Origin of the sequence: Pseudonocardia yunnanensis, from assembly GCF_039534065.1 — a bacterium.
GTDB lineage: Bacteria > Actinomycetota > Actinomycetes > Mycobacteriales > Pseudonocardiaceae > Pseudonocardia > Pseudonocardia yunnanensis.
On the sequence record NZ_BAAAUS010000008.1, the window covers coordinates 294,279 to 306,363 of the forward strand.

The following is a 12,085-nucleotide window of genomic DNA, read 5'->3' on the forward strand; positions in this document are numbered from 1 at the left end:
ATCAGGCGGCCGGACCCTCCAACATCTCGGTCACGAGCGCGGCGATCGGGCTGCGCTCGCTGCGGGTGAGCGTCACGTGCGCGAAGAGCGGGTGGCCCTTCAGCTTCTCGATCACCGCCGCCACGCCGTCGTGCCGCCCAACACGGAGGTTGTCGCGCTGCGCGACGTCGTGGGTCAGCACCACGCGGGACGCCGTGCCCAGCCGCGACAACACCGTGAGCAGCACGTTGCGCTCCAGCGACTGCGCCTCGTCGACGATCACGAAGCTGTCGTGCAGCGAGCGACCGCGGATGTGCGTGAGCGGCAGCACCTCCAACATGCCGCGGGCGATGACCTCCTCCAGCACGTTCTGGCTGACCAGCGCGCCGAGCGTGTCGAAGACGGCCTGCGCCCACGGCGCCATCTTCTCGCTCTCGCTGCCCGGCAGGTAGCCGAGCTCCTGCCCACCCACGGCGTAGAGCGGACGGAAGACCACCACCTTGCGGTGCTGCTGGCGCTCCATCACGGCTTCCAGGCCCGCGCAGAGCGCGAGCGCCGACTTTCCGGTGCCGGCCCGGCCGCCGAGGGAGACGATCCCGACCTCGGGGTCGAGGAGCAGGTCCAGGGCAACCCGCTGCTCGGCGGAGCGTCCGTGCAGACCGAATGCCTCGCGGTCACCGCGGATCAGTCGTACCCGCTTGTCCGCCGTGACGCGACCGAGCGCCGCCGAACCGCCACCCGTGAGCCGCAGACCGGTGTTGCACGGCAGGTCACGAGCAGCGTCGTGGTCGATGACTCCGTCCCGGAACAGGGCGTCCACGTCCGCAGACGTCACGTCGAGGTCGGTCATGCCGGTCCACCCCGACGGCACCACGTCGAGGGCGTGGTATTCGTCGGCCTGCAGCCCGACAGCAGCGGCCTTCACCCGCAGCGGCATGTCCTTGCTGACCAGCACCACCGCTCCCCGGCCTTCGAGCTTGCGCTCAGCGGCCAGGTTCAGCGCGCAGGCGAGGATGCGGCTGTCGTTCGAGTCGGTGCGGAATCCGGCCGGCAACACCTCCGGGTCGGTGTGGTTCAGCTCGACGTGCAGCGTGCCGCCCGCTGAACCGATCGGCACCGGGGCGTCCAGACGACCGTGCTCGATACGAAGCTCGTCGAGCATGCGCAGTGCTGTGCGGGCGAACCAACCGAGCTCCGGGTGGTGCCGCTTGCCCTCCAGTTCGGAGATGACCACCAACGGCAGGACGACCTCGTGTTCGTCGAACCGGGTCATCGACCACGGGTCGGCGAGCAGTACCGAGGTGTCGAGGACGTAGCAGCGGGTCGTGTGCGAAGCGGGGGCAGTACGACGGTCGGTCACGAAGGCTCCTCGCTAGCGCTCGTCTCAGCCGAACCCCGAGTCGTCAGAGGCGACTCGGGATGAGCGGCCGACGATTGCTCCCTGGTGGGCGCGGCACCGCGCCCACGTCACCGGTGGGCCGGCCGGCCCTGGCCCGGGCGTTTCCGGCGGCCTGACGTTCGCCGCCGTCCACGCCCGCGAGGGCCGGGTGCCGGCCCCCTCGGGTGCAAGTGACACCACGACCAGGGCCTCCCGAGCGGTCCGCATGGGGTACGGCCCGCTGATGAGAACGCTACCGGCGGTCACCCCGGTCCGGTCAACAGCAAGACCGTGTCGAGTCGTCCGCTAACGGCAAGATCTCCCGTAACGGCCTACCACTTACCGATGAGAGGCCACCGTCTGTCGTGATCTTTGGCACTTTCGCCTGATTCGCGAAGTTCCGCTGCTAGAAGGGCGGTCGGGCTACATGGCTCTGGCCAGGGCCCGGCCAGCCAAATGGAGCAACCGGCGCAGACCTCCCTCACCGGGGTGAGGATCGCCGGACCGGAGTTCCGACAGACCGAGCGAGCGGGCCGTCCGAGCAGACCTATTGGACGAGAGGCCCGATCGTTCGGCGCCTGGCCCGATGGGCGGTCCAGCCGGCGCGCCCGCCACCGAGCACGCCTCCGAGAACTGCCCGACTCGTCGGCATCCGGGGTCTCCGATGCGTCGGGAACCGCGCATGCAAGCCCTCAGCCAACGAGCTCGGGCACGCGAGCGCCGGTCCGCATCGGGTCCGCTCCGGCTCCGACGAGCGGCCCATTCGCGCGATAGATCCGGATGAACGGGCCACTCGCCCACCGGCCCAGCCCAGCCCGCGAACCCATGATCGCCGGAACGGACCCCCCAACCGCAGATAACACGGCGCCCCGCCCCAAACGCTGATCATGGAGGAGACCAGCCCTCATAGACTCCGACAAGCGTCACGGGAAAGCGCCTCAACAGCGTCCCGGAGCGCCGAGCGGCCTCACCTGCAGGGCCGTGCAAACGCTTCCGTGGCCGGAAGGGTACGTACTTTCCAGGTGATAAGTGCTCACACATTGTGAGTCGAACCCCCACTCCAGCCGGAGAGCACGCTCCAGAACACCCCCGAAGGAAGGCGTAACCAAACGTAACGTTATCAATTCACACGATAGTCGTAACCAAATTGTTGCAGGCCTGGCCCAACCGCTAGCTTTCCGCTCGATCAGCGATGGCTCCCCGTCATGTCGCTGACTCTGAATGGGATCGGCTCCGGTCGGCTCCGATGACACAACAGGAGATGAACTGTGTTGAAGAAGGCTGGAATTGTCGTGGCCGTGGCCACAGCCGGTCTGCTCGCCGTGGCCCCATTGGCCTTCGCGGCAGACAGGGGCGACTCCAACGACCGCGCGGACCGCGGGAGCTCCAGCGAGTCGGTCGGATACGTCGGCGTCGACTCCGAGTACGACGGGGCCACGTGTGACTACGGGAACTACTCGGAGGCCGCCAACCAGAACGCGGGCACCGCGAACACCCTCGCGCTGCTCGGCGCGGCGGCGGGCGCCCTGACCCAGACGTTCACCCCGGCCTTTGCGCCGGTTGAGACGCTGGCCCCGGTCGGGGCCTGCGACAACCTCACCTTCGAGGACAACCGCACGGACAACGACACCGCAGTCGAAGGGTCGTTCAACGAGTGACCCTCGCCTGACGGCAACCCGCTGAAGAGGGGCCCGGACCGTGTCGGTCCGGGCCCCTCTTCATGCCCGACGCTTGCCCTACGAGAAGCCCGCTGGCGAAAAGACGGTGCAGCCGTGCGGCCGATACGGCGCCGGTCACTCCGCCGGCCGACCAGATCGATCGGCGCACCACGGTGATCAGCCGGATGCCACCGGCCCGACTCGGTTCTCCAGCGCGACGGCACGTCTGCACGAGTCGCACGATTTCGCAGGCCCATCCGCTGCGGCATGCCTCCGAAGGACGAACACGCTGCGTATGCAGCAAAAAGGATACGCGACCGTGCGGGTGATGAGCAGTCACGCATCGTGCGGCAGAATCACGATCCACCCGAAGCACCGACTCCTGAAGCCCCCCAAAAGAAGGCGTAACCAAAACGCTGCGTAATTGGTTCACACGATCGTGTTACGGAATTTGTTTCAGCTCCGCCCCGGCCGCTACATTTTCGGCAGTCAGCGAGGGCTCCCCCCATCACACCGCTGGCTCTGAATGGGGATCGGCTCCGGTCGGCTCCGATGACTCAACAGGAGATGAACTGTGCTGAAGAAGGCTGGAATTGTCGTGGCTGCGGCCACTGCCGGTCTGCTCGCCGTGGCCCCACTGGCCTTCGCGGGAGACAAGGGAGATTCCGACCGCGGCTCGGACCGCGGGAACGACAACGCGTCGGTCCGGGTCGTCGACGTCGACTCCGAGTACGACGGGGCCGCGTGCTACATGGGTAACGACGCAGCGGTCACCAACGACAATGCGGGCACCTCGAACTCCTTCTCACTGCTCGGCGCGGCGGCGAACGCGCTGTCTCAGGTGGTCGCCCCGGTCACCGCGCCGATTCAGGCCATCGCTCCGATCGCAAGCTGCAACAACATCACCTTCGAGGACAACAGCACGGACAACGACACCTCTATTCAGCGCTCGCTCAACGGGTGATCTTCGCCTGATCTCGAGCCGCAGAAGCGGGCCCGGACCGACACGGTCCGGGCCCGCTTCTGCACGCCGCCCTCTGCAACACTGGGCCTCGACTTCTCTTCCGCGGCGGTGCGGCAGGCCGCGGCCGGCCCGGTCCAGCACCCGCACGCCGGAACATCTGCGCGGCTGAGGCCGACCCGCAGCGTCTTCCCGACGGTACGCCCCGCGGACGCAGTCACACCGCGCACGCCGCAAAAAGGATACGGGCTCTGGCGAGTGAATCGCGGTGACACACCGTACAACAATGCCGTTCTCCACTCGACGAATCGCCCACAGAAACGTGTCCAAAAGAAGGCGTAACCAAACACAGAGTGATCGCTTCACACGATAGAAGTAGGGAATTTGTTCCGATCCCGCTACATTGCTAGATTTTCCTTGGTCAGCGAGGGCTCCCCCAGTCATGCCGCTGACTCTGATGAGGATCGACCCCTGGTCGGCTCCGATGAATCAACAGGAGATGAACTGTGCTGAAGAAGGCTGGAATTGTCGTGGCTGCGGCCACCGCCGGTCTGCTCGCCGTGGCTCCGCTGGCTTTCGCGGCGGACAGGGGCGGCTCGGACAACGGTCCCCGCGGGGGCGACAGCTCGACGGTTGGGTTCTTCGACATCGACTCCGAGTACGACGGAGCCGACTGTGCCTACGACAACACCGCGGAGACCGCCAACGCGAACGACGGCACCTCGACCGGCATCGCGCTCCTCGGCGCGGCCGCGAACGTGCTGACCCAGGCATTCGCCCCGGTCACCGCGCCGATTCAGGCAGGGGCCCCGATCGCGAGCTGCGACAACCTCACCTTCGAGGACAACCGCCAGGACGACGACTACAGCGTCACCGACTCCTTCAACCAGTCGGCCCCTGTGACGGCCCCTCTCGGCGGTTGATCGAGGCCTGACGCCGGCGAGAAGTAGACCGGCGCCATCGGGTCGCACCCCGTGAATGCCCTTCTGACTCGGTGACGGACTTGCCAAGGGCCCGTCACCGGTCGGAAGGGCATTCGCCTTGTACGGAGCTACACCGCGCCGGCCGTTTCTCTGCGACCGGCCATCCCCGATGTCAGGAGCCGAAACGACGGTGGCGGGCCGCGTAGTCACGCAGGGCGCGCAGGAAGTCCACCCGCCGGAAGGCGGGCCAGTAGGCCTCGCAGAAGTAGAACTCCGAGTGCACGGACTGCCACATCAGGAAGCCCGAGAGCCGTTGCTCGCCGGAGGTGCGGATCACCAGATCCGGATCCGGCTGGCCGGACGTGTACAGGTGGGCCGCGATGTGGTCGACGTCGAGCACCTCGGCGAGCTCCTCGATGGAGGTGCCCGACTCCGCGTGCTGGAGCAGGAGCTTGCGCACCGCGTCGGCGATCTCCTGGCGTCCGCCGTAGCCGACGGCGATGTTCAGTTCGAGCCCCGTGCGTCCGACGGTGCGAGCCGCTGCAGCGGAGAGCTGGTGCGCCATCTCCGACGGCAGCAGCTCCAGCGCTCCCACGATCCGCAGGCGCCAGCGGGTGGCCGGCCCGGTCAGATCGTCGACGACGCCGGTGATGATCTCGAGGAGCGGTTCGAGCTCCTCCGCCGGGCGGTTGAGGTTGTCGGTCGAGAGCAACCAGAGCGTCACGACCTCGACGCCGGCCTCTTCGCACCACTCCAGCAGATCAGCGATCTTGGCGGCACCGGCGCGGTGGCCGTCGTTGACGTCGGCGTATCCCTCTCCGCGCGCCCATCGGCGGTTGCCGTCGAGCATCAGGGCGACGTGCCGCGGTCGTTCTGCCGGCCCTCTGCCCAGTTCGAGGCGGAGCTTGCGTTCGTACAGCGAGTACAGCACGTCACGGACGCCCACGGGCAGTCAGCGTACGCCCGCGGCCGTCACCCCCTTCGACGCGCGGTCCACCTGGCAGCCTGCGGTTCACCGCCGGTACATGAGGGCGTCGACGGAAGTGCCGTAGCCTCGCTCAGGTGAGCATGCGGACCGTCCCCGTGCCTCCCGGCGCGCCGCTGGTCAAGCCGCGTATGCGCGGGTGGCTCCACTTCTGGTCGTTCACCGTGTCGATCGCGGCCTGCGCCACGCTGATCGCCGTCTCGGCCGCGCTGGTGGGGTCGTGGGCCGCCCTCGCCACCTCGGTCTACAGCGTCACGATCCTCGGCCTGTTCGGCACGAGCGCGCTCTATCACCGCCGCACCTGGCGCACCCCCCGCAGCCGGGCCGTCATGCGCAGGCTCGACCACTCGATGATCTTCCTGTTCATCGCGGGCACGTACACGCCGGTGGCGGCGCTCGCGATGGACCCAGGCACCGCACGCTGGGTGCTCATCCTGGTCTGGGCGGGCGCGTTCGCCGGGGTCGTGCTCAAGACGGTGTGGCCACACGCCCCGGCGTGGGTCGGTGTGCCCATCTACGTCGCGCTCGGCTGGGTGGCCGTCTTCGTGCTCCCCGCGATCCTGAGGGGCGGCGGCGTCGCGGCGCTTGTGCTCATCCTGGCCGGTGGCCTGCTCTACACCGTGGGTGCGGTGATGTACGCGACCCGCAAGCCGAACCCGTGGCCGGCCACGTTCGGCTACCACGAGTTCTTCCACGCAGCCACCGTGCTCGCCGCGATCTGCCACTACATCGCGATCTGGCTGATCCTCTTCTGAACCCGGCCACGGCCCGCGAGTCGCGAGCCGCCCCGTCCGGTCGTGCGGTGGCCCCTTGATGCGTCGGTCATGCGCCGTCGTTGCCGGTCGGACCCTTCGCACGCAGCTCGTCGACCTTCGCCATCGCCTCGCGCAGCTCGTTCAGCCACTCGTCGGCGTGCTGCCCGACAAGCCGCACCGCCCAGGCCAGCGCGTCGGAACGGGAGCGGGCCACGCCCGAGTCGACCAGCGTGTCGAGCACGATGCGCTCCGGCTGGCGCAGCCGCGTCATCACCGGCACCGAGGCGACGGTGAACAGCTCGATGGTGCTTCCGAGGCGGGCGCCCCAGGCCACCTTGCGCTGATAGCGGTGCTCCGCCTGGCGAGCGATCTCGATGCGCTCGTCACGCGTGGACTCGCGGAAGCGCGAGATGCGCCCCGCCACCGCCGCTGCCCGATCCGCCCGACCTGCCTCCGTGTCGGGGAACTCGGTGTCGATCGGTGGGAGCTCGCCCACGATCAGGATCTCTTCACGGTCCACCGTCACGTCCGGGGCGTCGACGAACCACGCGTCCGGCAGCCGCCCCTGCAGCCACGCCGCAGCGTCGTCCGCACCGGGAAGGTCCGCCTGCTGCCAGCCACCCCGGCCAGGACCGCGACCACCTCGGCCACCGGGCCCGTGCCACCCACGGTGCATCCGTCCAGACATCTGCTCCACCTCCACTGCTGTGTGCCGATTACGAGATTACACAGCAACACCGCTGCACCGCAGAGTTTCACGGTGAGCGAACCGGACGGCCCACCCGATCGGGGGACTCAGAGGCGAAGCGGACGACCCGCCCGCGGGCGCAGGCGACGCCCGAGCCGGTGTCGCCCCGGATCACGCACAGGATCGGGACGTCCCCCACGAGGTCCAGCGCGCAAGACACACCGACCGGGCCACTCACGGACGGAATCCACGCCACTCACCCGCGGGAACCGGGCGACTCGCGGGGCAGGGTCAGGGGCGTAGGCCGAGGCTTGCTGTGAGCTCCTCCGTCGCCGTCACGGGGCGATCGCAGACGAAGCCCCGGCAGACGTACGCCGCGGCAACGCCGTCGACGAGGGGGCGGTCGGCGAGCAACGGGACCCCGGCCGCGCCCGGCTCACCGGGCACGATGACGGTGCCGCCTGCGGCGATGTGCCGGGCGTGGGCGAGCAGCGCGTCCCGGCCCGCGTCACCGTCGGGCCCGACGACCGCCACCTGCAGCGGCCCGCGCACCATCGCCTCGGCGGCGGTGAGCCAGTGGCCGGCGAACCGCGGGTGGTGCTCGGCCAGCGTGCCCGCTCCGCGCAGGCCCTCCTCGGCGGCGTCCCGGTACCGGGTCGGGTCGGCCACCAGCACCGATGCCGTCAGCAGGGCCGACACCGTGGCCGAGCTCCCGCACGGGGTGGCGTTGTCGGTGAACTCGCGCGGCCGGTGCAGGAGGGTCTCCGCGTCGTCGGCCGTGTCGTAGAAGGAGCCGGGGCGCTCCGGGTCGGCGAAGTGCTCGAGCGCGACGTCGAGCAGTTCGGTGGCCGCGGCGAGCCAGCGCGGCGAGCCGGTGGCCTGGTGCAGTGCAAGCAGCCCCTCGGCGAAGGAGCCGTAGTCCTCCAGAACCCCGGCGGCGCTGCCCACCGCACCTTCCCGGGACGAGCGGCGCAGCCGTCCGTCCACGACGTGCAGCTGCAGCAGGAGATCAGCGGCCTGGGCCGCGGCGTCCACCCAGTCGGGACGGTCCAGCGCCGCGCCTCCCTCGGCGAGCGCGAGGATCGCCATCCCGTTCCACGCTGTGATCACCTTGTCGTCCCTGGCCGGCTGCGGGCGCGTGTTGCGTGACGCGAGCAGCGCGGCGCGGACTCGTTCCCAGCGCTCGGGGTCGTCGGGGTCGGTCAGCAGTTGCAACGTCGACGAGCCGTGCTCGAACGTGCCCCGCTCGGTGACGGTGAGCAGGGTCGCGGCCCAGTTCCCGTCGTCGTCGCCCAGCACGTCGCGCAGCTGCTGTGGCGTCCATGAGTAGGTCAGTCCCTCGACGCCGTCGGTGTCGGCATCGAGCGCGGAGGCGAAGCCGCCCTCCGCGGTACGCAGGTCGCCGAGGAGGAACGCCGCCGTCTCCTCGGCGATGCGGCGCGGGAACGGCTCGCCGGTGATCCGCGCGAGGTGTGCGTAGACCCGGAGCAGCAGCGCGTTGTCGTAGAGCATCTTCTCGAAGTGCGGCACGATCCACTGGGCGTCGACGCTGTAGCGGGCGAAGCCGCCGGCGAGCTGGTCGTACATGCCACCGCGGGCCATCCGCTCGCAGGTGAGCGCGGCGGGGCGCAGCGTGGGCTCGGCGCCGGTGCGCTCGTAGTGGCGCAGCAGGAACTCCAGCGCCATCGACGGCGGGAACTTCGGTGCCCCGCCGAATCCACCGAACCGCCCGTCGAACATCTCGATGAGGGTGGCGGCGGCCCGGTCCAGGGACTCCGGATCGACGGGCGACGGAGGCAGCGCCGCGGCCGCGTTGTCGGCCAGGCGGGCGGCGATCTCCCCGGCCGAGCGGCGCACGCGCTCGCCGTCTTCGCGCCATGCCCTGGTGACGGCGTCGAGGAGCTGGCGGAACCCCGGCATGCCCGGGCGGGGGCTGGGCGGGTAGTAGGTGCCGCAGTGGAACGGCTCACCGGCCGGGGTGAGGAAGCACGTCATCGGCCATCCGCCCTGGCCGGTCATGGCCTGCGTGGCCGCCATGTAGACGGCGTCGATGTCCGGGCGCTCCTCCCGGTCGACCTTCACCGCGACGAAATCGGCGTTGAGCTGCTTGGCGGTGGCCTCGTCCTCGAACGACTCGTGGGCCATGACGTGGCACCAGTGGCAGGCCGCGTACCCCACGGACAGCACCACGGGGACGTCCCGGCGGGCCGCCTCGGCGAAGGCCTCGTCGGACCACTCCCACCAGTCGACGGGGTTGTCGGCGTGCTGGAGCAGGTACGGGCTGGTGGCTGTGGCGAGCCGATTCGGCATGCCGTCAACCCTGTCAGGCCCGGCTGCCCCCGGCATCCTCTGGGCGGTGTTCGGCCTCGCCTGCCCCGCGTTCGGCCCCGGTCTTCTTGCCGTTGGCCGTGAGCTGGGCCTTGTCGTCGTCGGCTTCGTCGTCCGCCGACGCCTCCGGCTTGTCGCCTGCCTTGTCGGGTTCGTCCTCGACGGGCCCGAAGCTGGGCGGCAGGCGCTTGAGCCGCTTGGTCATCGACCGGATCAGGAAGATCGTGACGATCGCCAGCAAGACGATGACGACGAGCGCAACGGGCGATGCCTCGCCGAACTCCGGTCCCTTTCCCGGCGGGGGCGCAGGGTCCTGCGCCGGGACCGCCATCACCACGGGCACGACCGGAGCCGCGCCATTCCCGTGGATCAGGAAGGGCTCGGCCACAAGCGGCTCGACGGGACTCACCCGAAGAACGGTACGCGCCGGTCAGACGGCCGGGCGCACCGCCACCCCGGCATCGACACCGGTGAACAGATCATCCTCCGGAGTGGGTGAATCGACGAAGCTGCGGACGAGTTCGTAGTCCTCCGTGGGCCACACCTCGCGCTGGATGTCCAGCGGCACGAAGAACCAGCGGCTCGTGGGGTCGATCTGCGTCTCGTGGGCGAGCAGGGCCCTGTCACGAACCTCGAACCAGTCGCCGCACTGCACCCGGGTGGTGACGCGCTCCGACGCGTCGGGACGGTCGGCCCAGTTCTGCAGCCACTCGTGGTAGGGCGACTCGAGACCGCGGGCGAGCAGCGCCTCGTGGAACAGGACCATGCGCTTCTTGGAGAAGCCGTGGGAGTAGTAGAGCTTGAGCGGCTGCCACGGCTCGCCGGTGCCGGGGTACAGGTCGGGGTCGCCCGCAGCGTCGAAGGCCGCCACCGAGATCTCGTGGCAACGGATGTGGTCGGGGTGCGGGTAGCCGCCGGTCTCGTCGTAGGTGATCACGACGTGCGGGCGGAACTCGCGCATCAGGGCCACCAGCGGCCTCGTGGCGACCTCGAGGTCCTGCACCGCGAAGCAGCCCTCGGGGAGGGGCGGCTTCGGATCGCCCTCGGGGAGGCCGGAGTCGACGAAGCCGAGCCAGCGGTGCTCCACGCCGAGGATCTCGGCGGCGTGGGCCATCTCGGCACGCCGGACCGCCGGGAGGTCGTCGAGCACGCCGGGCCGGTCCATCGCCGGGTTGAGGATGCTTCCGGCCTCGCCACCCGTGCAGGTGACGACCATGACCTCGTGGCCTTCCGCGACGTAGCGCGCCATGGTGGCGGCACCCTTGCTGGACTCGTCGTCGGGGTGCGCGTGCACAGCCATGAGCCGCAGAGGTCCCGAGTTGTGCAGTGCTAGTGAGGACATGGCGGTCGCTGCGGTCCTTCCGGTCGAACATGCGTCGGATAGATCATTCGGACAGATCATCTACCGGAACGATGGTGTCAGATCGGCCCGACAACCTGTTCCTTCCTGGTCAACACCGATGGTCCCCACGTACTTCCCCTCCGGTTCGCGATCCCCTTGTGGTGGCTCCCCGTGACCGCGTCGGTGCCCGCTTCGTGACGCTGTGCAACCGTCCGCACGGGCGTCCGACGCGCGGCACGCCGGGGATTCCGACCTGCGGACAGGAGACGCCCGGCACCGCTACCCTGAGCGGTCAACCGGACCCCCGTCCGGCCGCAGCCACCGGTCGGCCTCGGTCTCGCAGGGTCACTGACCTGCGACGATGACGTTGCCGGGAACTTCCCGAACGCCCCAACCGTTCGTCGAATAGCTGCGACGAGCGGCTGCCACCGTGTTACCGTGAGCCGACACGGCCCGCAGGCGGGTCGTGTTTTTCCTTACTCGGGGCTAGTGCCGCCTTCGAGAACGGGGCTGCGCACCGGCGGTGCCCGACCCCGCGGGCGAACGGTCCGTGGCTGCATGGACCGCGACAGGCTGGAGGAGTGATGACCGTGACGGAAACCCAGGTGACCTGGCTGACCCAGGATGCCTACGATCGGCTCAAGCAGGAGCTCGACGAGCTGATCGCGAACCGCCCCGTCATCGCTGCTGAGATCAACGCCCGCCGCGAAGAGGGCGACCTCAAGGAGAACGGCGGCTACCACGCCGCGCGCGAGGAGCAGGGCCAGCAGGAGGCGCGCATCCGCCAGCTCCAGGAGCTCCTCCGCACCGCGCACGTCGGCACGCCGCCCACGTCCTCCGATGTCGCCGCTCCCGGCATGGTGCTGAAGATCCGCTACGACGACGAGGACACCGAGACCGTGCTGCTGGGCTCCCGCGAGGAGGGCAGCCACGGTGACCTGCAGGTGATCTCCCCGAACTCGCCGCTCGGAGCCGCGCTGCTCGGCGCGCGGGTCGGCGAGTCGCGCGAGTACCAGCTTCCCGACGGCGGCAACATGAAGGTTGCGCTCGTGTCAGCGGAGCCGTTCCGAGGCTGATCCGCACTCGAC

11 protein-coding genes are annotated in these 12,085 nt (G+C 69.5%); 5 read left to right on the forward strand and 6 right to left on the reverse strand.

Annotated features, from left to right (window positions below; translation table 11 throughout):
* Position 1: 1 nt before the first annotated feature.
* On the reverse strand, positions 2-1,339 hold the full coding sequence (gene phoH2 / locus ABD743_RS12615; protein WP_344721989.1) for an RNA 5'-3' helicase PhoH2: 1,338 nt from the start codon (positions 1,337-1,339) through the stop codon (positions 2-4).
* Between the two features lie 1,286 nt (positions 1,340-2,625).
* On the opposite strand from phoH2, the gene ABD743_RS12620 reads away from it, so the two are divergent.
* From ABD743_RS12620 to ABD743_RS12630, 3 genes are all read left to right on the forward strand, one after another.
* Positions 2,626-3,015 (forward strand): hypothetical protein, encoded by a 390-nt coding sequence (locus ABD743_RS12620; RefSeq protein ID WP_344721991.1) that lies wholly within the window; start codon positions 2,626-2,628, stop codon positions 3,013-3,015.
* Between the two features lie 574 nt (positions 3,016-3,589).
* Positions 3,590-3,979, forward strand: a complete 390-nt coding sequence (locus tag ABD743_RS12625; RefSeq protein ID WP_344721993.1) for a hypothetical protein — start codon at positions 3,590-3,592, stop codon at positions 3,977-3,979.
* A gap of 503 nt (positions 3,980-4,482) precedes the next feature.
* Complete coding sequence (locus tag ABD743_RS12630) at positions 4,483-4,899, forward strand: hypothetical protein (RefSeq protein ID WP_344721994.1); 417 nt, start codon at positions 4,483-4,485, stop codon at positions 4,897-4,899.
* Between the two features lie 172 nt (positions 4,900-5,071).
* Here ABD743_RS12630 and ABD743_RS12635 read toward each other — a convergent pair whose 3' ends face one another.
* Positions 5,072-5,845, reverse strand: coding sequence for an isoprenyl transferase (locus ABD743_RS12635; RefSeq protein ID WP_344721996.1), 774 nt, complete (start codon positions 5,843-5,845; stop codon positions 5,072-5,074).
* 122 nt (positions 5,846-5,967) lie between these two features.
* Between ABD743_RS12635 and trhA the strand changes: the two genes are divergently transcribed.
* Complete coding sequence (gene trhA, locus ABD743_RS12640) at positions 5,968-6,639, forward strand: PAQR family membrane homeostasis protein TrhA (RefSeq protein WP_344722167.1); 672 nt, start codon at positions 5,968-5,970, stop codon at positions 6,637-6,639.
* A gap of 67 nt (positions 6,640-6,706) precedes the next feature.
* Here the strand turns inward: trhA and ABD743_RS12645 are convergent, their stop codons facing one another.
* The 4 genes from ABD743_RS12645 to mca all read right to left on the reverse strand — a co-directional run bounded on the left by ABD743_RS12645 (position 6,707) and on the right by mca (position 10,997).
* Complete coding sequence (locus tag ABD743_RS12645) at positions 6,707-7,315, reverse strand: hypothetical protein (protein WP_344722169.1); 609 nt, start codon at positions 7,313-7,315, stop codon at positions 6,707-6,709.
* A 303-nt stretch (positions 7,316-7,618) separates the two neighbouring features.
* Complete coding sequence (locus tag ABD743_RS12650) at positions 7,619-9,637, reverse strand: thioredoxin domain-containing protein (protein WP_344721998.1); 2,019 nt, start codon at positions 9,635-9,637, stop codon at positions 7,619-7,621.
* Between the two features lie 13 nt (positions 9,638-9,650).
* Positions 9,651-10,064, reverse strand: a complete 414-nt coding sequence (locus ABD743_RS12655; protein WP_344722000.1) for a hypothetical protein — start codon at positions 10,062-10,064, stop codon at positions 9,651-9,653.
* A 21-nt stretch (positions 10,065-10,085) separates the two neighbouring features.
* Positions 10,086-10,997, reverse strand: coding sequence for a mycothiol conjugate amidase Mca (mca, locus tag ABD743_RS12660; protein WP_344722002.1), 912 nt, complete (start codon positions 10,995-10,997; stop codon positions 10,086-10,088).
* Positions 10,998-11,587: 590 nt separating this feature from the next.
* On the opposite strand from mca, the gene greA reads away from it, so the two are divergent.
* On the forward strand, positions 11,588-12,073 hold the full coding sequence (gene greA, locus ABD743_RS12665; RefSeq protein WP_241038737.1) for a transcription elongation factor GreA: 486 nt from the start codon (positions 11,588-11,590) through the stop codon (positions 12,071-12,073).
* The last annotated feature ends 12 nt before the right edge of the window (positions 12,074-12,085 follow it).